The organism is Streptomyces sp. NPDC087906, assembly GCF_055584925.1.
The window spans coordinates 50,244-70,724 of sequence record NZ_JBVJLC010000012.1 but is presented as its reverse complement, the minus strand read 5'-3'; the positions used below and the strand labels follow the sequence as shown (position 1 = coordinate 70,724).

Sequence of the window (20,481 nt, the reverse complement as noted above, 5' to 3'; positions counted from 1 at the left end):
GGAGGAACCGTGCCCGGATTCGTCGAAAAACCCGAACCGCTTGAGGTGCCCGGCCTTGTGCATCTGCACACGGGCAAGGTGCGGGACCTGTACCGGAACGAGGCAGGCGATCTCGTCATGGTCGCCAGCGACCGTATCTCCGTGTACGACTGGGTGCTGCCCACCGCGATCCCCGACAAGGGCCGCGTACTGACCCAGCTCTCGCTCTGGTGGTTCGACCAGTTCGCCGATCTCGTCCCCAACCATGTGATCTCCACCGACCTGCCCGAGGGCGCCCCCGCCGACTGGGCGGGCCGCACCCTCGTCTGCACGTCGCTGCGGATGATCCCCGTGGAGTGCGTCGCCCGCGGCTATCTGACCGGCTCAGGGCTTGTCGAGTACGACGAGCACCGCACCGTCTGCGGACTCGCCCTGCCCGAGGGGCTGGTGGACGGCTCCGAACTCCCCGCCCCGATCTTCACGCCCGCCACGAAGGCGGCCGTCGGTGACCACGACGAGAACGTGAGTTACGAGGAAGTCGCCCGCCAGGTAGGCGCGGAGACCGCCGCGCAGCTTCGCAGGGCGACGCTCGACGTCTACGGCAGGGCCCGGGACATCGCGCGCGAGCGCGGCATCATCCTCGCCGACACGAAGTTCGAGTTCGGCTTCGACGGCGACCGCCTGGTCATCGCCGACGAGGCGCTGACCCCCGACTCCTCGCGATTCTGGCCCGCCGAGTCCTGGGAGCCGGGACACAGCCAGCCGTCCTACGACAAGCAGTTCGTCCGCGACTACCTGACATCCGACGCCTCGGGCTGGGACCGGCACGGCGAGCAGCCGCCGCCCGAGCTGCCGCAGCATGTCGTCGACGAGACCCGGGCCAAGTACCTGGAGGCGTACGAGCGCCTGACCGGCACCCCCTGGCAGCAGTAGCCGGGCGGGCCGCCGGACACGCAGAAACCCCCGACCGCGCCGGTCGGGGGTTTCTGCGACTTCTGGAACGACGAGCGGACGACCAGGTTCGAACTGGCGACCTCAACCTTGGCAAGGTTGCGCTCTACCAACTGAGCTACGTCCGCGAGCGCCGAAGCGCGAGAACCACTATACCCAACCACGCTCCCGCGCGAGACGCACCGCCGTATGCCGGTTCTCCGCCCCCAGTTTGGACGCGGCCGACGACAGATAGTTCCGTACGGTCCCCTGCGACAGCGAGGCGCGCTCAGCGATCTCCGCCACCGGCGCCCCGTCCGCCGCCAGCTCCAGCACCTCGGCCTCCCGCGCGGTCAGCGGCGAGTCGCCGGCGGAGATCGCGTCCGCCGCCAACTCGGGGTCCACGAAGCGGTTTCCCGCGTGCACGGTACGGATGATCTCGGCGAGCTGCCGCGCGCTGACCGTCTTCGGCACGAAGCCCCGTACGCCGGCGGCCAGCGCCCGCTTGAGATGACCCGGGCGGCCGTGGCTGGTCACGATCATCGTGCGGCAGCCGGGCAGTTCGGCCCGGATCGATGTGGCGACCCTCACACCGTCGGCGCCCGGCATCTGCAGATCGAGCACGGCCACATCGGGCCGGTGCGACCGCGCCATCGCCAGCGCCTCGGGCCCGCTCGCCGCCTCGGCGACGATGACCAGATCGTCCTCAAGCCCGAGCAGCGCGGCCAACGCGCCCCGGATCAGATGCTCGTCGTCGGCGAGCAGCACCCGTACCGGGGCCGCATCAACGCTGTCCCCCGTCATGCCGCCACGTCCTTTGCCGCATCCACCTTTGCCGCCTCAGCGGCGGCGGCCTCCAACGGCACCCGCGCCGTCAGCCGGAAGCGCCCGTCCGCCACCCGCTCCGCCTCCAGTACGCCGTCGAGCGCGCCCAGCCGCTCCCGCAGCCCGGCGAGCCCGGAGCCCCGCCCGTCCGCACCCACACGCGCACCCACACCGGCGTCCGCCCCCGCCGCCTCCGGCACGCCGTCGTTCTCCACCACCAGCACCGCCTGCGGCCCGGTCGCGCCGAGCCGTACGGTGACGCGCCGCGCGTCCCCGTGCCGCAGCACGTTCGTCGTCGCCTCGCGCACCACCCACGCGAGCGCCGACTGCACCTCGGCCGACAGCCCCGCGCCGTCGGCCGACAGCCCCGCGCCGTCGGCCGACAGCCCGGCGCCGTCGTCGCCCTCGATCCGGCAGTCGATCCCCGCGGCGGTCAACACCCCACGCGCGCCTTCGAGTTCGGTGTGCAGATCCGCCTCGCGATACCCCCGCACCACATCGCGCACCTCCCGCTGCGTCTCGCGGGCGATCCGCTGCACCTCCGCCATCTGCTCCACCGCCTCCGGTTTGCCGCGCTCGGCGAGTTGCACGGCCAGCTCGCTCTTGAGCGCGATCACCGCGAGGTTGCGGCCCATCACATCGTGCAGATCGCGGCCGAACCGCAGCCGCTCCTCGGCGACGGCGAGCCGCGACTGGAGCGCGCGGGCCGCGTCCAACTCCCAGACGGCGATGAGCTGCCAGGCCGAGAAGCCGTACGTGAAGACCAGGCCGCCGGTGCCGCCCGCGACGGCAGCGATCACCGCCACCTCGCTGCCGGACGGCGCCGACACGGCCAGACACGCGCCGACGGCGACGGCCGTGCCGAGCCCCGCGAGCGCCATCCGGCGCTCCGGCAGACCGAGCGACGCGGCAGGCAGCCCGAACCCCAGGAACGCCGCCGCCGACAGCCAGATGCTCGGCCCGTGCCCCGCTTCCGCTCCCGCCGCCACGGACCCGCGCAGGACGAACACGACGCCGGTGGCGGCGACCGACACGGCGACGACCACGAGGACCAGCCGTACCGGCTGCTCACCTCTGCCGAGCCGCCAGTCCAGGGCCCGCCCGAGCAGCACGCCGCAGAGCACGGCGTGCACGCAGGCCAGCGCCACCAGCCAGCCGCCCGCAGGGCCCAGGCCGACCCATGGGGTGGTCGCCATGACCACGCCGGCCTCGCCGATCCCGAACGTGTGGAACGTCCAGCGGGTGTAAAGCTCCAGCTTCACCGGCTTGCTCTGCCGCCGCCACCAGCCGAACTGCGACCACCGCACGGCCGGCCGCAGGTGCGCCGTCGGCCGCGAGTCCGCCTTCGGCCGCAGGTCCGCCATCGGCCACCGGTCGGTCAGCCTGGACATCGCGTCCTCCGTTCCCCCGTCATGTGTTTCCTCGGCCTCAGCGCCGTGGCTCCCAGCGGAACCACCGTCGCACAGCGAACCCCGCGAGCAGGATCCAGACCAGCGCGTTCAGCGCCGCACCCGCCAGCTCGCCGCCCGAAGCGCCGCCCAGCCAGCCCGCCCTGATCAGGGTCATCGCCCCGGTCACCGGCAGGAGTTCACAGACCCGCGCGAGCCCGTCGGGCAGCACATCGAGCGGGACGAAGACCCCCGAGCCCACCAGCGAGACGAGATACAGCGGCATCGCCGTGATCTGCGCGCTGTCGACGGTACGGGTGAACGCCGACGTCGCAGCGCCCAGCGCGGCGAGCAGTACGAGACCGGCCAGTACCCCGCCGAGCAGCACCAGCGGACTGGCGGGTGCCGGTACGCCGAGGAAGGCGACCCCCGCCGCGATCAGCACCACGCATTGCGCGAGCGCCAGCGAGAGGGCGGGGAGCGCGGTGCCGGCCAGGATCTCCGGGTCCGAGGTCTCGCCCGTACGCAGCCGCTTGAGCACCAGCGCCTCGCGCCTGGCCGTGTAGACGGCGGCGAGGTTGGTGTAGACGGCGAAGATCAGGACGACGCCGATACCGCCGGTCATCGCCAGTTCGAGGATGCTCGCGCCGGGGGTGTCCAGGTCGCCCTCGTGCAGCGAGGTCTTGAACGCCGCGATCGTCGTCACCGGTACGAACAGCGCGGCGAAGAGCGTCGCCTTGCTCCGTACCAGCAGCGTCAACTCGGCCCGCCCGAGCGCCCCGAGCCGCCCGGCGGCGGTCGTACGCCCCGCCGCCGTCGTACGCCCCGCACCACGCGTCGTCCCCACCGCACTCATCGCGCACCCGCCATCTCCGCCGAGCCCGAGCCCGCGCCCGAGCCCGAGCCCGCGCCCGCACCCGAGCCCGCACCCAATGCCGACAACCCCCCGCCGCGCCGCGCGATATCCAAGAACGCGTCCTCCAGCGACGCCGACCGCGCGTCCAGTTCCCCGAGCACCACCCCCGACTCCCCGGCCCAGCGCAGGAGTTCACCCAGGTCCCGCTGGAGCGTCCGGGTGCGGATCTCGATCCTCCGCCCGTCGGCCGCCGCCCGCAGCCCCAGCGGCAACCGCCCGGCCGGCACGTCCGCGGGCAGCACGAAACGGATCCGCGCAGGTCGCTCCGCCGTCACCTCGGCCGGTGTCCCCGACGCCACGATGGTGCCCTGGTGCATGATCGCCAGCCGCTCGGCCAGCGCCTCGGCCTCCTCCAGGTAGTGCGTGGTCAGCAGTACGGTCGTGCCGTCGTCCCGCAACTCCCTGACCAGCTCCCAGGTGTCGTGCCTGCCCTCGGCGTCGAGGCCGGTCGTCGGCTCGTCCAGGAACAGCACCTCCGGTCTGCCGAGCAGCGCGAGCGCCAGGTCGAGCCTGCGCCGCTCGCCGCCCGAGAGCTGCTTGACCCGGATGTCCGCGCGCCTGCCGAGCCCGACCAGCTCCAGCGCCTCACCGGCGGGCCGCGCCCCGCTCGTGCACCCCGCGCACATCCGGACCGTCTCGGCGACGGTCAGCTCGGGCGGGAAGCCGCCCTCCTGGAGCATCACGCCCACCCGGTGCCGTACCGCCTTGCGTTCGCGGTACGGATCGTGGCCCAGGACTCGCACCCGGCCGCCGCCGGGCCGCGCCAGCCCCTCCAGCACCTCGACGGTGGACGTCTTGCCCGCGCCGTTCGTCCCGAGGAGCGCGAACAGCTCGCCCTGCCCCACGGAGAAGGAGATGCCACGCACCGCCTCGAACCCGCCCGAATAGGAGCGGCGCAGGTCGTCCACCTCGATGACGACTTCGGATGATGCGATCGGTGTCATGCCTCCAGGCTTCCGCCGGGCAGGGCCGCCCGGCAGTGCGCCCTGTCATCACCGCACATGACAAATGTCATCAGCGCGCCCCGGCCCGTAAGCCCTGGCAGGCAGGGCATCCGCAGGACATCCGGCAGGACATCCGGCAGGGCATCCGCACGGACGGCGACACGACGAAGGCCCCGGTCCGATGGACCGGGGCCTTCACTCTGAGCGGACGACCAGGTTCGAACTGGCGACCTCAACCTTGGCAAGGTTGCGCTCTACCAACTGAGCTACGTCCGCGAGCGGGTGACAGGAATCGCACACTGCGCCTCCCCCTTGGAAAGGGGGCGTTCTACTACTGAACTACACCCGCACGCTGCTTGGGGTTCGGCCTTTCGGCCTTGCCCTTCGGCGTGCTCCAGACTCTAGCCGATCGGCAGGGGTGGTCCGCAACTCGGGACACGCCCGGGTCGCTCAACTGGCCTCGCGGAACGCCTCGTAGACCCGCTTGGGGATCCTGCCGCGGGCCGGCACCTCCATCTTGTGGGACTGCGCCCAGGCGCGTACGGCCGCCGGAGCCGGTTCGAGTGAGGTGTGGTGGTACGTCGTGCGGGCCTTGCCGTTCCTGGCCGCGTTCGTCTGCTTCCTGGCCGCTGCCTGGTACGGGGCCAGGGCCTTCCGCAGTTTCTTCGCGTTGGCGGGATTCAGGTCGATCTCGTACGTCTTCCCGTCCAAGCCGAACGTGACCGTTTCCGCCGCTTCTCCGCCGTCGATGTCGTCGGAGAGCGTGACCACTACGCGCTGCGCCACGGATATGGGTCCTTTCCTGCGGCGCCGCCTGCCGTGCCCGGACCCCGCTCGCACGGGAATCGCGGTTGACGTGCGGCGGCACCGGCCTTCCGGCTGTCAATGGGCAATGCTGTTTTCCGCTGTATTCCTTTGTACAGCGGAAGACCTCGCATTGTGAAGCCCAGCCAATTGCATCAGCGTGTCCCCGGGCAATAGCTGACGCTGATTTTTTTCGCGGACTTTTCGGTTGTTCTCGGTGGACGATATCCCCGGGTGATCTGTGACCTGGCATATCTACCCGCGTAGATTCCTGGGCCGGGTACCCTGAGTCAAGCACGGAAGCTCGGGGGGTCGAGGGGGATTCCCCTGGAGAACACAGCCGCACCACACCACCGGGAGTGCCAGTGGCACGCGTCGTAGTCGACGTCATGCTCAAGCCGGAGATCCTCGACCCGCAGGGCCAGGCAGTGCAGCGCGCGCTGCCGCGTCTTGGCTTCGAGGGGATCGCCGACGTCCGTCAGGGAAAGCGTTTCGAGCTGGAGGTGGCGGGACCGGTCGACGAGGCCGCGCTCGCCCGTATCCACGAGATGGCGGAGACGTTTCTCGCCAACACCGTCATCGAGGACTTCGTCGTGAAGGTGGAGTCGTGACGGCTCGTATCGGCGTCGTCACCTTCCCCGGCACCCTGGACGACAGGGACGCGCTGCGCGCCGCGCGTATCGCGGGGGCCGAGCCCGTACCGCTGTGGCACCGCGACAAGGACATCAAGCAGGTCGACGCCGTCGTGCTGGCCGGCGGTTTCAGCTACGGCGATTATCTGCGGGCCGGCGCCATCTCCCGCTTCTCGCCCGTGATGGGCACGATCATCGAGCAGGCGCGGGCCGGGCTGCCGGTCCTCGGGATCTGCAACGGATTCCAGATCCTGACCGAGTCCCATCTCCTGCCGGGCGCGATGCTGCGCAACAACCATCTCCACTTTGTCTGCCGCGATCAGAAACTGCGGGTGGAGCGCGCGGACACCGCCTGGACCGCCGACTATTCCGAAGGCCAGGAAATCTCCGTCCCCCTCAAGAACATCGACGGCCGGTATGTCGCCGACGAGCACGTCCTCGACGAGCTGGAGGCCGAGGGCCGGGTCGCGTTCCGTTACGCGGACGGCAACCCGAACGGCTCGCTCCGCGACATCGCCGGAATCTCGAATGCCGCGGGGAACGTCGTCGGACTGATGCCGCACCCCGAGCACGCCGTGGAGCCGCTGATCGGTACCGGCGGTACCGACGGCCTCGGATTCTTCACCTCGATCCTGAAGAAGCTGGTAGCCGCCTCATGACTCTGGACACAGTCGAGCACGCGTCCGGGACCCCGGACATCGAGCTGCCCTGGAAGGAGCTCGGCCTCAAGGAGGACGAGTACGCCCGGGTGCGCGAGATCCTCGGCCGCCGCCCGACCGGCGCCGAGCTGGCCATGTACTCCGTCATGTGGTCGGAGCACTGCTCGTACAAGAGCAGCAAGGCGCATCTGCGCCAGTTCGGCGAGAAGGCCCCGCAGAGCGACGCGCTGCTCGTGGGCATCGGCGAGAACGCGGGCGTCGTAGACGTCGGCCAGGGCTACGCCGTCACCTTCAAGGTCGAGTCGCACAACCACCCCTCGTACGTCGAGCCGTACCAGGGCGCGGCCACCGGTGTCGGCGGGATCGTCCGCGACATCATCGCGATGGGCGCACGCCCGGTCGCCGTCGTGGACCCGCTGCGGATGGGCGCGGCCGACCACCCCGACACCAAGCGCGTCCTGCCGGGCGTCGTCGCGGGCATCGGCGGCTACGGCAACTCGCTCGGCCTGCCGAACATCGGCGGCGAGCTGGTCTTCGACGCCTGCTACCAGGGAAACCCGCTGGTCAACGCCGGTGCCATCGGCGTCATGCGGCATGAGGACATCCACCTCGCCAAGGCGTCGGGTCCCGGCAACAAGGTCATTCTGTACGGGGCCCGCACCGGCGGTGACGGCATCGGCGGCGCCTCGATCCTGGCCTCCGAGACCTTCGACGCGACGAAGCCGTCGAAGCGCCCCGCCGTGCAGGTCGGTGACCCCTTCCAGGAGAAGCTGCTCATCGAGTGCACGCTGGAGGTCTTCGCCGAGAAGCTGGTCGACGGCATCTCCGACCTCGGCGCCGCCGGTCTGTCCTGTGCGACGAGCGAGCTGGCGTCGAACGGCTCCGGCGGTATGCGGGTCGAGCTGGACGACGTACCGCTGCGCGACCACACGCTCTCGCCCGAGGAAATCCTCATGAGCGAGTCGCAGGAGCGCATGTGCGCGATCGTGGAGCCGGCGAAGGTCGAGCGCTTCATGGAGATCTGCGAGAAGTGGGACGTGATCGCGACGGTCGTCGGTGAGGTCACCGACGGCGACCGGCTGGAGATCTTCTGGCACAGCGAGAAGATCGTGGACGTCGACCCGCGCACGGTCGCGCACGACGGTCCGGTCTACCAGCGCCCGTACGCCAGGCCCGAGTGGCAGGACGCCCTCCAGGCCGACGACGCGAACAAGCTGGCCCGGCCGGTGACGGCGGCCGAGCTGCGCGAGCAGGTGCTGCGGGTGGTCTCGGCGCCTAACCAGGCGTCGAAGTCCTGGGTCACCGACCAGTACGACCGGTTCGTGCAGGGCAACACCGTCCTCGCGCAGCCCGAGGACGCCGGGATGATCCGGGTCAACGAGGAGACCGGCCTCGGGGTCGCCATCGCGACGGACGGCAACGGCCGGTTCGCGCAGCTCGACCCGTACACGGGCGCGCAGCTCGCACTGGCCGAGGCGTACCGCAATGTGGCGGCGACGGGCGCGAAGCCGCTCGCCGTCTCGGACTGCCTGAACTTCGGTTCGCCCGAGGACCCGGCCGTCATGTGGCAGTTCGTGGAGGCCATCCGCGGTCTCGCCGACGGCTGCCAGAAGCTGGGCACGCCGGTGACCGGCGGCAACGTCTCGCTCTATAACCAGACGGGCGAGCGGGCGATCCACCCGACGCCGGTCGTCGCCGTGCTCGGTGTGATCGACGACGTGGCGCGCCGTACGCCGATGGCCTTCGCCGAGGAGGGCCAGCTCCTGTATCTGCTGGGCGACACGGACGAGGAGTTCGGCGGGTCCGCCTGGTCGGGCACGATCCACGGCCATCTCGGCGGTCTTCCGCCCAAGGTCGACCTGGACCGGGAGATCCTGCTGGGCGAGATCCTGATCTCGGCCTCGCGCGACGGCATGATCGACGCGGCGCACGACCTGAGCGACGGCGGTCTGATCCAGGCCGTCACCGAGTCCTGCCTGCGCGGCGGGACCGGCGCCCGGCTGATCGTGCCGGACGGGCTCGACGCGTTCACGCTCCTGTTCAGCGAGTCGGCGGGCCGCGCTGTCGTGGCGGTGCCGCGCAGCGAGGAGCTGCGGTTCAACGACATGTGCGGGGCGCGCGGTCTGCCGGCGACCCGTATCGGTGTGGTGGACGGCGAAGAGGTCGAGGTCCAGGGCGAGTTCACGATCGGTCTCGACGAACTGCGGACGGCGCACGAGGCGACGATCCCGGCGCTGCTGGCCTGAGCCTCGCCGCGATCGGGGCGGGCACCGCGTGATTGGCTGTGCCCGCACGGGATCCGCCGTGCGGTACCGGCCTGATCGAGGGGAACGCCCGATGTCCTACGAGTACAAGGTCGTGACGTTCAGGGAGTCGCTCATCGGCGACGCCCTGGACAGCGACAAGCTGGAGAAGACGCTCAACAAGCACGCCGCCGAGGGCTGGGCCCTCAAGGCCATCACCGCCGCCGACGTGAAGGGCCGGATAGGTCCCGGCGCCGTCGAGGGTCTGCTGCTCACGCTGGAGCGCCCCCGGCAGGCTTGATCCCGCCGGACGGGTCCTGCGGCCGGAGTTTCGCGAACACCGGCCGCAGGACCGGGCGTTACGCCGTCCGACGGACGGCGAGCAGGTCCAGTACGCCGTCGACCGCCGCCGTGAACGGCTCGACGGAATCCGCCGCGCGGGCCAGGACGTAACGGCCCCGCAGTACGGCGACGATCGTGGACGCGGTGGTCACCGGGTCGAGTCCCGGGCCGAACCCACCGTCCGCCACACCCTCCTCGCGCTCGGCCCGCAGGTGCGCGGCGAGCCGCTCCTCGGCGGATGCACAGCGAGCCGAATCTCCTGCCACCTTGTGCGGGATTACGTAATTACGTAAATTGATTGCCATGGAGCTTGAGGAACGCGTCGCCGAGCTGGAACGCCGGCTCGCCGCGCTGGAGCAGACGGCGTCGACCGCGCCCGCCCCTGCGCCCGCGCCCGCGCTGGACGGCGTGCTGGACGGCGGCGAGTTCTGGGCTCTGCACGGGCTGAAGGACCAACTCGCCGAGGCGGGCGCGGCGAGCGGGGGAGTGCTCTTCACCGGCGCGGTCCGGCTGCCGACCGACGAGCGGTACGAGTGGCAGTACGGCACGTTCACCGACGCCGTCCTGGACACCGACTGGCCGGCGGCGGCCGAGTCGTTCGGCGCGCTCGGCCATCCGGTACGGCTGCGGCTGCTGCGCGAGATCCTCGGCGGCCGCCGCACCGCCGCCGAACTCGCCGAGCTGGCCGAACTCGGCACGACCGGCCAGATCTACCACCACCTGCGCCAGCTCACCTCGGTCGGCTGGCTGCACACCGTCGGGCGCGGCAAGTACGAGGTCCCCGGCGGCCGGGTGGTGCCGCTGCTGGTGATGCTGGCGGCGACCCGACCGACCTGACCGTCCACCAAGGGGGAACGATGTCCGTACGCAAACTCGTCATGATCTTCTACCGGCTGTTCACGGTGCTCTTCGTGGCGCTGGTCGTCGCGGGGGCCTTCGTCGACCTGCCGTTCGCATGGTGGCTGATCTGGGTGCCGGAGATCATCGCGGTCACCCTCGTCATCGCCCTGGGCAGGCGTACGGCACGGGCGCATGGGGCCGCCAGGCCGCCGGCCGTCGAGGTCGCGGCGCCGGTCACCGGCCGCTGGTCGGCGCTGAACAGCCCGGCGAGCCGCGTGCCCAGCCACCGCACCCACGCGTACGGGCAGACGTACGCGATCGACATCGTGGCCGAACCGGAGCCCGGCAGCCGCCCCGGATTCGCCTGGGCCTGGCCGGTGGCGCGCCGGAGCACGGCCTTCCCCGCCTTCGGCAGGCCGCTGCTCGCCGTGGCCGACGGAACGGTCGTGCATGCCTCCGACGGCCGCCGCGACCACCTCAGCAGGAACTCGCTGCTCGCGCTGGTCTACCTGATGCTCGTCGAGGCCGCCGTCCGCGACATGGCGGGCGCCGCCTGGATCACCGGCAACCACCTGATCATCGACATCGGCGACGGCACGTACGCGATGTACGCCCACGTACAGCGCGGCTCCCTCACCGTACGAGCGGGCGACCGGGTACGCGCGGGCCAGCTCGTCGGCCGCTGCGGCAACTCCGGCAACTCGACCGAGCCCCATGTGCACTTCCAGCTCATGGACCACCCGGACATGGACGTGGCCCGCGGCATCCCGTTCCGCTGGCACGGCATCGGAGTCCCGGCGGACGGCGAGGTTTTCACGGCATTCACGGCGGACGAGGACGAGGACGAGGCGGGCGGGCCGGCCGCCGCCGAGCGGACCGGCGCGGACCGGACGGCCGCCGGGCAGGCCACTGCCGAATAGGCCCGGACCGGTGCCAAAGCCGGTGACGGGCGGGTCGCCGCCACGGAGGTCGGCGGCGAGCGTTCCACCTCTGGCTGGCCTGCGGCAGGCCGCCGCCGGCCCGGCCGCCGCCTCGCACCCGGCCGCCCGCCTCGCACCCGGCCGCCCGCCTCGCACCCGGCCGCCGACCTGGCCGCTCCCGACCCGACTGTCAGTGGGCTCGGCTAGCCTCCCCGCTATGCCCCCGGCCAAGAAGCGTCTGCGCAGCTACGACCATGCCAAGACCCGTACCGCCGTGCTGGCCCAGTTCGCGCACGTACGCGAGGCGGTCGGCGCACTGACCGCGGCGCAGTTCGCGTTGCCCGCCGGGCTCGGTGGCTGGACCGTGCGGGAGCTGGCCGCGCATCTGACGACGGCGGTCGAGGCCGTCAGCCGGGCCGTCGAGCAGCCCGAGCCGGCCGGGCCCGTCGTCCCGCTGCTCGACTGGCCGTTCGCGACGGCCGGTCTGGCGGGTGACATCTCCGAGGACGCCGAGGCGATCGCTGCGTCGGCCGAGCCCGCCGAGCTGTTCGACCGCGCCGCCGAGCGGATCGCCGCGCTGCTGCCGGGCGCCGCCGACGATCGCCTGGTCACCACCCGGGTCGGCGCGATGCGGCTCGGGGACTTCCTCGTCACCCGCACCGTCGAGCTGGTCGTCCATACCGACGACCTGAACCGGGCGACCGGCCTCGCCGTCCCGTACGACCGGCAGGCGCTCGCCGCCTGTACGCGGCTGCTCGCCGACGCGCTGGCCGTGAAGGCGCCCGGCGCCTCGACGGAGGTGCGGATTCCGCCGTACGCGGTCGTGCAGTGCGTCGAGGGCCCCCGGCACACCCGGGGGACCCCGCCCAATGTCGTGGAGACCGATCCGCTCACCTGGATCAGGCTCGCCACCGGCCGTACGAGCTGGGCGGACGCGCTCGACGCCGCGCGGGTCAGTGCCAGCGGCGAGCGCGCCGATCTGTCCGGGCTGCTGCCCCTCATGGGCTGAGCCGACCGGGCGTAACCCGGGCCGTACCGGGCGTACCCCGGGCCGTACGGGGCGCGCGGCGGAACCGTCCGCCCGCCCGGCACGTCCCAGCCGCATGAGGAATCAGCAGCTCACCTACATCACCGCCGGTGCCCTGCTCGCGCTGGCCGCCTCTGCCTGCGGTACGGAGACCGGTTCAGGACCGCGCGACCCGGCCGCCCCCGACAGCTCCGTACAGTCGTCGCCCGCGCTGACCGGAGTGCGCTGGAGCGTGGACAGCGTGACCGTCGACGGCGCGAAGACCGCCGCACCCGAGGGGGCCGGCGTGGAGATCGACTCCAAGGGGCGGGCCAGCGCCAGCACCGGGTGCAACACCATCGGCGCGCAGGTCACCGTCAAGGGCGACACCGTCGTCGTCGGCAAGAAGGAGTCGACGCTCATCGGCTGCCCGAAGGAGCTGGCGGCTTTCGAGAAGCGCCTCAACGGGGCCTTCTCGGGGAAGCTGACCGCCAAGGTCGCCGACCAGCGGCTCACCCTCACCGGCGCCGACGGCGACACCATCGCCATGACCGCCGAGAAGGACGCCGCCCTCACGGGCACGAAGTGGGTGGTGACCTCGCTCGTCGACAACGGCACCGTCAGCTCTGTCACCGACCGGTCGCCCGAGACCTTGGCCGCCGCCCCCGCCTTCACCCTCGGCAAGGACGGCTCGGTCCAGGGCCTGCGGCTGCACTGCAACACCTGGCGCACCACCGCGCAGGTCTCCGGCTCGACCGTCACATTCGGTAAGGTCAGCTCGACGAAAATGGCCTGTGACACCCCCACGACGCCCGTCGAGAAGCGGCTGGACGAACTGCTGCGCGAACGCGAGGTCAGCTATGAGCTGGCTCATCATTCACTGACCCTCACCGGCAAGGACGGCCAGGGGATCATGGCCGAGACAGCCCCCGCAGGGGCCGGGACGGGCCCCGCCGCGAAGTGATCCCGCCCACTGCGCCCCGTCCCCAATTCGGACCAGTGGTCGATCTCGCCTACACTCGGTGGCGTGCCTCGTGGTGATGGACGACTCAACCACGACCTGCTCCCCGGTGAGAAGGGCCCCCAAGACGCTTGCGGCGTCTTCGGAGTCTGGGCCCCGGGTGAAGAGGTCGCCAAGCTCACCTACTTCGGACTGTATGCCCTGCAGCACCGCGGACAGGAGTCCGCGGGCATCGCAGTGAGCAACGGGTCCCAGATCCTGGTTTTCAAGGACATGGGCCTCGTCTCACAGGTCTTCGACGAAACGTCCCTCGGCTCTCTCCAGGGCCATATCGCGGTGGGCCATGCCCGCTACTCCACCACCGGAGCCTCGGTGTGGGAGAACGCGCAGCCGACCTTCCGGGCCACGGCCCACGGCTCCATCGCGCTCGGTCACAACGGCAATCTGGTCAACACCGCCGAGCTCGCCGAGCTCGTCGCCGAACTCCCCAGGGAGAACGGCCGTGCGACGCGGGTCGCGGCCACCAACGACACCGACCTGGTCACGGCGCTGCTGGCCTGCCAGACGGACGAGGACGGCAAGTTCCTCACCGTCGAAGAGGCGGCCCCCAAGGTGCTGCCGCAGGTCAAGGGCGCCTTCTCGCTCGTCTACATGGACGAGCACACCCTGTACGCGGCCCGCGACCCGCAGGGCATCCGCCCGCTGGTCCTCGGCCGTCTCGAACGCGGCTGGGTCGTCGCGTCCGAGAGCGCCGCTCTCGACATCTGCGGCGCCTCGTACGTACGCGAGATCGAGCCCGGCGAGTTCATCGCCATCGACGAGAACGGTCTTCGCTCGTCGCGATTCGCGGAAGCGAAGCCCAAGGGCTGCGTCTTCGAGTACGTCTACCTGGCGCGTCCCGACACGGACATCGCCGGCCGGAACGTCTATCTGTCCCGGGTGGAAATGGGCCGGAAACTGGCGCGCGAAGCCCCGGTCGAGGCGGATCTGGTCATAGCGACACCGGAATCCGGCACGCCGGCGGCCATCGGCTACGCCGAGGCCAGCGGCATCCCGTACGGCTCGGGTCTGGTGAAGAACGCCTATGTGGGCCGGACCTTCATCCAGCCCTCCCAGACCATCCGCCAGCTCGGCATCCGGCTGAAGCTCAACCCGCTCAAGGAAGTCATCCGCGGCAAGCGGCTGGTGGTCGTCGACGACTCGATCGTCCGCGGCAACACCCAGCGCGCGCTGGTGAAGATGCTCCGCGAGGCGGGCGCGGCGGAGATCCACATCAGGATCTCCTCGCCCCCGGTGAAGTGGCCGTGCTTCTTCGGCATCGACTTCGCCACCCGCGCCGAGCTGATCGCCAACGGGATGTCCATCGAGGAGATCGGCACCTCGCTGGGCGCCGACTCCCTCTCGTACATCTCCATCGACGGGATGATCGAGGCGACCACGATCGACAAGCCCAATCTCTGCCGGGCCTGCTTCGACGGCGAGTACCCGATGGATCTCCCCGACCCGGAACTGCTCGGCAAGCAGCTCCTGGAGACCGAGCTGGCAGCGGGCCCCGCCGACACGGCGGCGAGCGACGCCCTGCGCCGCCCGTAACGGGCCAGGGAGCCCGCTCCCAGGCCCGTCCCGCGTTTCCCCGGCCCTTGTACGACGCCTTGTACGACGACCTTGTACGACGACACGAAGGTTTCCAGCCATGCCTGCCACGCCCGATACGACAACTGGTGCCAGCTATGCCGCCGCTGGCGTCGACATCGAGGCCGGTGACCGCGCCGTCGAGTTGATGAAGGAATGGGTCAAGAAGACCCGCCGCCCCGAGGTCCTCGGCGGCATCGGCGGCTTCGCCGGCCTCTTCGACGCCTCGGCGCTCAAGCGCTACGAGCGGCCGCTGCTGGCATCGGCGACCGACGGCGTCGGTACGAAGGTCGACCTCGCCCGCCGGATGGGCGTGTACGACACGATCGGCCACGACCTCGTCGGGATGGTCGTCGACGACCTGGTGGTCTGCGGCGCCGAGCCGCTCTTCATGACCGACTACATCTGCGTCGGCAAGGTCCACCCCGAGCGGGTCGCCGCCATCGTCAAGGGCATCGCCGAAGGGTGCGTGCTGGCGGGCTGCGCGCTCGTCGGCGGCGAGACCGCCGAGCACCCGGGCCTGCTCGGCGAGGACGACTTCGACGTCGCCGGCGCGGGTACGGGTGTGGTCGAGGCGGACCGGCTGCTCGGCGCGGATCGTATCCGCACGGGTGACGCGGTGATCGCCATGGCGTCCTCCGGTCTTCACTCGAACGGGTACTCACTCGTACGGCATGTGGTCTTCGACCGGGCCGGCTGGGCGCTGGACCGCGAGGTCGAGGAGTTCGGCAGGACCCTCGGCGAGGAGCTGCTGGAGCCCACCAAGATCTACTCGCTGGACTGCCTCGCGCTGACCAGGACCACCGAGGTGCACGCTTTCAGCCATGTCACGGGCGGCGGCCTCGCGGCGAACCTGGCCCGGGTCGTACCGGACGGGCTGCACGCGACGGTCGACCGGTCGACCTGGCAGCCGGGTCCGATCTTCGACGTCGTCGGTGCGGCCGGGCAGGTCGAACGGCTGGAGCTGGAGAAGACGCTGAACATGGGCGTCGGCATGATCGCCGTCGTACCGGCCGATTCGGCGGACGCCGCGCTGGCCACCCTCGCGGACCGCGGGGTGGACGCCTGGGTCGCCGGCGAGATCACCGAGCGCGCCGGACATGCCACCGGCGCCGCCCTGACAGGCGACTACCGGAGCTGATCAGCCGGTGCGGTGCTGGGGCAACCCGGTTCCCTGCTGTGGCAGCACAGAACCCGGTCCAGGACTACGGCCCCGGACCGGGCCACTGTGAGGAACTGCTGGAGGTATGCAGACGTCAAGCGCCGCGGCGCTGAGCCGAGGGTCCGGACTCGTCGTCCTCGTCCTCGTCGTCGTTGTAACGATCCGCGTACTGTGCGTACGGGTCATCTTCCTCTTCGTCATCCTCGAACGGCTCCGCGTTCGGCGGTTGACTTGTCGGAGATGCGCCCAGCTCGCTGGCCAGACGCGACAGATCCGTCCCGCCGCTGTTGTACTTCAGCTGGCGGGCGACCTTCGTCTGCTTGGCCTTGGCCCGGCCGCGCCCCATGGCTCGACCCCCTCGGTGACGGGGCTCGACGGCCCCAGAGTCTTGACACGCGTTCATGTTTCAGAACGAGCTCTCCTCGGAGAGACCCGTCCGTAGGGCTTCAACGGTACCTGCTTCCGCGGCCATACGGTACGCCGCCCGCATGACGCGCCTCGGCGCTCGACCGGCGAGACGCCCCGTCCTCGCTGGTCAGCCATGATTTTAACCTCTTCTTGAGGGCGACCCGCCCGGCCGGGGTGAGTCACGTCTCCCCGGTCACCTCGCGCGGGCCTCCGCCATCCGGTGCTCGGCGATCCGGTCGGCCGCCGCAGCCGGCGGAATGCCGTCGCTATTCGCACGTGCGAAGATCGAAAGAGTCGTGTCGAAGATCTTTGCCGCCTTCGCGCGGCACCGCTCGAAGTCGAAGCCGTGCAGCTCGTCGGCGACCTGGATCACCCCGCCCGCGTTCACCACGTAGTCCGGCGCGTAGAGGATCCCGCGGTCGGCGAGGTCCTTCTCGACGCCGGGGTGCGCGAGCTGGTTGTTGGCCGCGCCGCACACCACCTTCGCGGTCAGTACGGGCACGGACACGTCGTTCAGCGCGCCGCCGAGCGCGCACGGCGCGTACACGTCCAGACCCTCGGTACGGATCAGCGCCTCGTTGTCGACGACGACCCTGACCTCCGGATGCCGCTCGGTGATCCGGGCGACCGCCTCGGCCCGTACGTCCGTGACGACGACCTCGGCGCCGTCCTCCAGCAGATGCTCCACCAGGTGGCGGCCGACCTTGCCGACGCCGGCGACACCGACCGTACGGCCGCGCAGCGAGGGATCGCCCCACTGCTGCTCCGCGCTGGCCCGCATGCCCTGGAAGACCCCGAAGGCGGTCAGTACGGACGAGTCGCCCGCGCCGCCGTTCTCGGGGGAGCGGCCCGTGGTCCACGCGCACTCGCGCGCCACGACGTCCATGTCGGCGACGTACGTGCCCACGTCGCAGGCCGTCACGTACCGGCCGCCGAGCGAGGCCACGCACCTGCCGTACGCCAGCAGCAGCGCCTCGCTCTTGACCAGGTCGGGGTCGCCGATGATCACGGCCTTGCCGCCGCCGTGGCCGAGCCCGGCCAGCGCGTTCTTGTACGACATGCCGCGGGAGAGGTTCAGCGCGTCGGCGACTGCCTCGTCCTCGGACGCGTACGGGTAGAAGCGGGTGCCGCCGAGGGCCGGGCCCAGGGCGGTGGAGTGGATGGCGATCACGGCCTTGAGGCCGCTCGCGCGGTCCTGGCAGAGCACGACCTGCTCATGGCCCCCCTGGTCCGAACGGAACAGGGTGTGCAGGACGCCGTCGGTCACATCGGTCACGGTGGTGACTCCCAAGTACGAAGCGGCGGGGATCGGCCCCTCCATGGGTGGCGGAGGGGGCCGGTTGGGGTTGAGAGTAAGTCTTACCCCGGCGTAGATCAGCCGCAGTGCGGAGGATCACCCGCTCGTGCGCCGTGGGCGTGGGACGATTCCGGCATGCCAGCGGTGTCTTCGGTTCTCGTCCCTTACACGTCCTACCTGCGGGTGTACGAGCCGCTGGCCGCCTTTCCCGAACCGGAGAGGAGTCACTGGGCCGAGTACGCCCGGCGCGGCCGTACCCCCACCGTCCAGGACGAACTGCGCCGCGCCCTGGCGGACTTGCTGCCCACCCCGCCGGTGCCCGTGCCGGTGCACGAGAGCGCGGACGCGTTCGTGACCGAGGTGGACGGGGTGGTCTGCGTCTGCCCGTGGCGGACCCGGCTGCGCGGCTGGCTGGCCCTGGAGGAGCTGCCCGACGTCCTGCCGCTGCCGCTGCTCGACGCGGTGCTGCCGGCCGTGGTGCGCGTCCAGGCGAGCGCGGACTACGAGCGCTGGCGCGAGCGGAACCCGGACGCGCGGCCGTGGATCAGGACGGGCGTCTGGCAGGTGCCGGTCAGGTGGTTCACGCTCTTCTCGGACGACGAGCGGACGTACGAGCCGGGTGAGCCGGCGAAGCCGGGGGAGTCCGGGGCGGCAGGCGAGACCGGGGAGTCGGCGGAGTCCGGAGCGGCCGGCCCCGGTGTGCCCGTACTGCGCTACCGGACGCCGATGGTGCAGGCGCGCCGGCGGCTGGCGCGCGGCCTCAAGGCGCTACGGGACAGCATCGACGACGGTCCGATGATCGAGGGGCTCGTGGACGTGGGCCGGTGGCTGGAGGAGTTCCACCCGCGGTCGCTGGTCGAGCTGGACTACGGCGGGCTCGTGCACGTGCTGTCCGAGGAGCAGCTCGCGGAAGATCGCTCAGCGGCCGATGTGGCGGCCGGGATCGCCGCGCTGCGTTCGGGGGACGGGGAGCGGGCAGGAGAGGCTTACGGGCGGCTCACAGAGCGCTGGCGGGCCGTCCGTGACCGCCAGTTCGCCAACTGAGACCGACGATCCGTCAGAGGTCCTACGTCTGAAGGTCCCGATCCGGGCTTTTTTCTTAACAGGGCCTTAAGCGTGACGGACCGCACTAACAAGGGCCTTGCGCCCATCGCCCACCCTCGTGTCAAAATAGGACAAGGAGTCCGGGGAGGGTTCCTTCCGTGCCGGTACGGGCGGAATGCTCGGTATCGCACTCTATGCGGGGGTTCCGATGACCCCCGATCGCTCTGTGACTGATCGTTACTGTGCCGTGACTGTCCGCTATGGCATGGTCCATCGGCTTCCGCCGTTGATGAACACCTCAGAGGGCAATTCCATCGGTTTGGCCGACGTGGCTGGACGGATGGTGTAGTTGTAGTGCCGAGGACAAGCCGTTCGTCCTATAACCGACTCGGCCTGCGTCCGCCATTTCGGGCAACGTGGGTCAAGGTGCAGAATTTAGAGGAAAGAACCGAGATGGTTCGGTTCTCCCGAGGAGGCCGCTCATGACCGCTCGCACCCCTGATGCCGAGCCGCTGCTGACCCCGGCTGAGGTTGCCACGATGTTCCGTGTGGATCCGAAGACGGTCACACGCTGGGCAAAGGCAGGCAAGCTCACGTCCATCCGCACGCTCGGTGGGCATCGCCGGTATCGCGAGGCAGAGGTTCGCGCACTGCTTGCGGGTATTCCGCAGCAGCGTAGCGAAGCTTGATCAACACATTAGGGATCAACACGCACAACCTGTTCCACACGCACCACTTGTTCCACCAGTACCGCCAGCACCATAAGCACGCAGGGACAACAGCCGGGTTCCCCCAACACGGTCGTCCCGACTGACAGCTCCATACGACGGGCGCCTGCCCCAACAGGCTCCGTACCCAAGCAACATGGGTAAGTCGTCGATCGCGCTGGACTCCGCCGGGTCCAGCGCGATCTTTTTTGTGCGCCTGTGGGGACCCTTGGTGGGTGAGTACAATTGCACATATTAAATTGCCGGATTGTAGGAAGGGTGTAAGAACACCCATTCCCGAAAAACCTTAGGTGACTACCGTCACACTGCATGCCTCTTGCCAACGCCGGGCGGAGGTGGTTCGCGGATGGCCGGGCCGTCGTCGCAGCCATGCGTACTAGTTACAGATGCTTGATTACTCGGGTCGGCCCGGGGCGGTCAATACGCAAAAGAGCCCGCATCCGATCGGATGCGAGCGCTTCGGTACGGCGGGGTGGGGGCGCGCGGCGGCGGATACGCGAAGAGCCCGCGACCGGTGAGGGTGCGGGCTCTTCGATGTTGCGGTCCTGACGGGATTTGCTGTGTCTGATTGCGGCTCCGCCGCGGGCGCGGCCTGGCGGGTGGCGGCCGGTCGTGGTTCCGAACGTGCGAAGAGCCCGACCGGTGAGGGTGCGGGCTCTTCGATGTTGCGGTCCTGACGGGATTTGAACCCGCGGCCTCCACCTTGACAGGGTGGCGAGCACTCCAAGCTGCTCCACAGGACCTTGTTTCGCTGCCCCTTGGCGGCGGCTGCGAAGACAGACTCTACAGCAGCTCAGAGGGTCCGGTCGAACTCACTCCGG

21 protein-coding genes and 4 tRNA genes are annotated in these 20,481 nt (G+C 70.4%); 13 read left to right on the top strand and 12 right to left on the bottom strand.

Translation table 11 applies throughout. From position 1 onward, the window contains the following. The first annotated feature begins 9 nt into the window (after positions 1-9). Positions 10-912, top strand: coding sequence for a phosphoribosylaminoimidazolesuccinocarboxamide synthase (locus ACZ63I_RS28615; RefSeq protein WP_469342030.1), 903 nt, complete (start codon positions 10-12; stop codon positions 910-912). A gap of 73 nt (positions 913-985) precedes the next feature. On the opposite strand, the gene ACZ63I_RS28610 is transcribed toward ACZ63I_RS28615, so the two are convergent. The 8 genes from ACZ63I_RS28610 to ACZ63I_RS28575 all read right to left on the bottom strand — a co-directional run bounded on the left by ACZ63I_RS28610 (position 986) and on the right by ACZ63I_RS28575 (position 5,768). Then, a tRNA-Gly gene (locus tag ACZ63I_RS28610) sits at positions 986-1,058 on the bottom strand. Between the two features lie 22 nt (positions 1,059-1,080). Continuing rightward, positions 1,081-1,713, bottom strand: coding sequence for a response regulator (locus ACZ63I_RS28605; RefSeq protein WP_469342028.1), 633 nt, complete (start codon positions 1,711-1,713; stop codon positions 1,081-1,083). After that, a complete protein-coding gene (locus tag ACZ63I_RS28600; RefSeq protein ID WP_469342027.1) occupies positions 1,710-3,125 on the bottom strand; it encodes a sensor histidine kinase in 1,416 nt (471 codons plus the stop codon). Before ACZ63I_RS28600 ends, ACZ63I_RS28605 begins: the two co-directional genes overlap by 4 nt. Before the next feature lie 37 nt (positions 3,126-3,162). Further along, positions 3,163-3,978 (bottom strand): ABC transporter permease, encoded by an 816-nt coding sequence (locus ACZ63I_RS28595; protein ID WP_469342026.1) that lies wholly within the window; start codon positions 3,976-3,978, stop codon positions 3,163-3,165. Next, positions 3,975-4,982 (bottom strand): ABC transporter ATP-binding protein, encoded by a 1,008-nt coding sequence (locus ACZ63I_RS28590; protein WP_469342025.1) that lies wholly within the window; start codon positions 4,980-4,982, stop codon positions 3,975-3,977. The genes ACZ63I_RS28595 and ACZ63I_RS28590 overlap by 4 nt, the downstream gene beginning before the upstream one ends. A gap of 203 nt (positions 4,983-5,185) precedes the next feature. Further along, positions 5,186-5,258: transfer RNA gene (locus tag ACZ63I_RS28585), tRNA-Gly, on the bottom strand. A 1-nt stretch (position 5,259) separates the two neighbouring features. Next, positions 5,260-5,331 (bottom strand) — tRNA-Gly (locus ACZ63I_RS28580). Between the two features lie 101 nt (positions 5,332-5,432). After that, positions 5,433-5,768 (bottom strand): histone-like nucleoid-structuring protein Lsr2, encoded by a 336-nt coding sequence (locus ACZ63I_RS28575; RefSeq protein ID WP_078863508.1) that lies wholly within the window; start codon positions 5,766-5,768, stop codon positions 5,433-5,435. Between the two features lie 383 nt (positions 5,769-6,151). Here ACZ63I_RS28575 and purS point away from each other — a divergent pair, with 383 nt between their 5' ends. From purS to ACZ63I_RS28555, 4 genes are all read left to right on the top strand, one after another. Then, positions 6,152-6,397: a phosphoribosylformylglycinamidine synthase subunit PurS gene (gene purS, locus ACZ63I_RS28570; RefSeq protein WP_041986925.1), complete on the top strand. Its 246-nt coding sequence runs from the start codon at positions 6,152-6,154 to the stop codon at positions 6,395-6,397. Further along, positions 6,394-7,077, top strand: a complete 684-nt coding sequence (purQ, locus tag ACZ63I_RS28565; protein ID WP_328582939.1) for a phosphoribosylformylglycinamidine synthase subunit PurQ — start codon at positions 6,394-6,396, stop codon at positions 7,075-7,077. The genes purS and purQ overlap by 4 nt, the downstream gene beginning before the upstream one ends. After that, positions 7,074-9,323: a phosphoribosylformylglycinamidine synthase subunit PurL gene (gene purL / locus ACZ63I_RS28560; protein WP_469342023.1), complete on the top strand. Its 2,250-nt coding sequence runs from the start codon at positions 7,074-7,076 to the stop codon at positions 9,321-9,323. The genes purQ and purL overlap by 4 nt, the downstream gene beginning before the upstream one ends. A gap of 91 nt (positions 9,324-9,414) precedes the next feature. Next, a complete protein-coding gene (locus ACZ63I_RS28555) occupies positions 9,415-9,621 on the top strand; it encodes a DUF4177 domain-containing protein (RefSeq protein WP_469342021.1) in 207 nt (68 codons plus the stop codon). A gap of 58 nt (positions 9,622-9,679) precedes the next feature. On the opposite strand, the gene ACZ63I_RS28550 is transcribed toward ACZ63I_RS28555, so the two are convergent. After that, positions 9,680-9,928, bottom strand: a complete 249-nt coding sequence (locus ACZ63I_RS28550) for a hypothetical protein (protein ID WP_469342019.1) — start codon at positions 9,926-9,928, stop codon at positions 9,680-9,682. A 37-nt stretch (positions 9,929-9,965) separates the two neighbouring features. On the opposite strand from ACZ63I_RS28550, the gene ACZ63I_RS28545 reads away from it, so the two are divergent. The 6 genes from ACZ63I_RS28545 (at position 9,966) to purM (ending at position 16,162) form a co-directional block, all read left to right on the top strand. Next, a complete protein-coding gene (locus tag ACZ63I_RS28545) occupies positions 9,966-10,499 on the top strand; it encodes a winged helix-turn-helix domain-containing protein (protein WP_469342018.1) in 534 nt (177 codons plus the stop codon). Positions 10,500-10,519: 20 nt separating this feature from the next. Then, positions 10,520-11,422 carry a M23 family metallopeptidase gene (locus tag ACZ63I_RS28540; protein WP_469342017.1) on the top strand — a complete coding sequence of 301 codons (903 nt, stop codon included), beginning with the start codon at positions 10,520-10,522 and terminating at the stop codon, positions 11,420-11,422. A gap of 217 nt (positions 11,423-11,639) precedes the next feature. Next, positions 11,640-12,431, top strand: a complete 792-nt coding sequence (locus ACZ63I_RS28535; protein ID WP_469342016.1) for a maleylpyruvate isomerase family mycothiol-dependent enzyme — start codon at positions 11,640-11,642, stop codon at positions 12,429-12,431. Between the two features lie 94 nt (positions 12,432-12,525). Beyond that, positions 12,526-13,392, top strand: a complete 867-nt coding sequence (locus ACZ63I_RS28530; RefSeq protein WP_469342015.1) for an META domain-containing protein — start codon at positions 12,526-12,528, stop codon at positions 13,390-13,392. Positions 13,393-13,455: 63 nt separating this feature from the next. Then, positions 13,456-14,982, top strand: a complete 1,527-nt coding sequence (gene purF, locus ACZ63I_RS28525) for an amidophosphoribosyltransferase (protein ID WP_328582942.1) — start codon at positions 13,456-13,458, stop codon at positions 14,980-14,982. Positions 14,983-15,082: 100 nt separating this feature from the next. Further along, positions 15,083-16,162 carry a phosphoribosylformylglycinamidine cyclo-ligase gene (gene purM, locus ACZ63I_RS28520; RefSeq protein WP_469342014.1) on the top strand — a complete coding sequence of 360 codons (1,080 nt, stop codon included), beginning with the start codon at positions 15,083-15,085 and terminating at the stop codon, positions 16,160-16,162. Positions 16,163-16,277: 115 nt separating this feature from the next. Here the strand turns inward: purM and ACZ63I_RS28515 are convergent, their stop codons facing one another. Beyond that, entirely contained in the window at positions 16,278-16,529 is a 252-nt protein-coding gene (locus ACZ63I_RS28515) for a DUF3073 domain-containing protein (protein ID WP_041986897.1), read from the bottom strand. Between the two features lie 255 nt (positions 16,530-16,784). Then, complete coding sequence (locus ACZ63I_RS28510; protein WP_469342013.1) at positions 16,785-17,867, bottom strand: Leu/Phe/Val dehydrogenase; 1,083 nt, start codon at positions 17,865-17,867, stop codon at positions 16,785-16,787. Positions 17,868-18,023: 156 nt separating this feature from the next. Between ACZ63I_RS28510 and ACZ63I_RS28505 the strand changes: the two genes are divergently transcribed. Both ACZ63I_RS28505 and bldC read left to right on the top strand, forming a co-directional pair. Continuing rightward, complete coding sequence (locus ACZ63I_RS28505; protein WP_469342012.1) at positions 18,024-18,932, top strand: collagen-like triple helix repeat-containing protein; 909 nt, start codon at positions 18,024-18,026, stop codon at positions 18,930-18,932. Between the two features lie 482 nt (positions 18,933-19,414). Further along, positions 19,415-19,621 carry a developmental transcriptional regulator BldC gene (gene bldC, locus ACZ63I_RS28500; protein ID WP_003949541.1) on the top strand — a complete coding sequence of 69 codons (207 nt, stop codon included), beginning with the start codon at positions 19,415-19,417 and terminating at the stop codon, positions 19,619-19,621. A gap of 707 nt (positions 19,622-20,328) precedes the next feature. On the opposite strand, the gene ACZ63I_RS28495 is transcribed toward bldC, so the two are convergent. Beyond that, positions 20,329-20,403, bottom strand: a tRNA-Asp gene (locus ACZ63I_RS28495). Positions 20,404-20,481 lie beyond the last annotated feature (78 nt).

Bases quoted from the DNA above. Each gene is read 5' to 3' on its own strand.
- ACZ63I_RS28605 (WP_469342028.1), bottom strand. From the start codon at position 1,713: ATGACGGGGGACAGCGTTGATGCGGCCCCGGTACGGGTGCTGCTCGCC.
- ACZ63I_RS28600 (WP_469342027.1), bottom strand. From the start codon at position 3,125: ATGTCCAGGCTGACCGACCGGTGGCCGATGGCGGACCTGCGGCCGAAG.
- ACZ63I_RS28595 (WP_469342026.1), bottom strand. From the start codon at position 3,978: ATGAGTGCGGTGGGGACGACGCGTGGTGCGGGGCGTACGACGGCGGCG.
- ACZ63I_RS28590 (WP_469342025.1), bottom strand. From the start codon at position 4,982: ATGACACCGATCGCATCATCCGAAGTCGTCATCGAGGTGGACGACCTG.
- purL (WP_469342023.1), top strand. From the start codon at position 7,074: ATGACTCTGGACACAGTCGAGCACGCGTCCGGGACCCCGGACATCGAG.
- ACZ63I_RS28555 (WP_469342021.1), top strand. From the start codon at position 9,415: ATGTCCTACGAGTACAAGGTCGTGACGTTCAGGGAGTCGCTCATCGGC.
- ACZ63I_RS28545 (WP_469342018.1), top strand. From the start codon at position 9,966: ATGGAGCTTGAGGAACGCGTCGCCGAGCTGGAACGCCGGCTCGCCGCG.
- ACZ63I_RS28540 (WP_469342017.1), top strand. From the start codon at position 10,520: ATGTCCGTACGCAAACTCGTCATGATCTTCTACCGGCTGTTCACGGTG.
- ACZ63I_RS28535 (WP_469342016.1), top strand. From the start codon at position 11,640: ATGCCCCCGGCCAAGAAGCGTCTGCGCAGCTACGACCATGCCAAGACC.
- ACZ63I_RS28530 (WP_469342015.1), top strand. From the start codon at position 12,526: ATGAGGAATCAGCAGCTCACCTACATCACCGCCGGTGCCCTGCTCGCG.
- purM (WP_469342014.1), top strand. From the start codon at position 15,083: ATGCCTGCCACGCCCGATACGACAACTGGTGCCAGCTATGCCGCCGCT.
- ACZ63I_RS28515 (WP_041986897.1), bottom strand. From the start codon at position 16,529: ATGGGGCGCGGCCGGGCCAAGGCCAAGCAGACGAAGGTCGCCCGCCAG.
- ACZ63I_RS28505 (WP_469342012.1), top strand. From the start codon at position 18,024: ATGCCAGCGGTGTCTTCGGTTCTCGTCCCTTACACGTCCTACCTGCGG.
- bldC (WP_003949541.1), top strand. From the start codon at position 19,415: ATGACCGCTCGCACCCCTGATGCCGAGCCGCTGCTGACCCCGGCTGAG.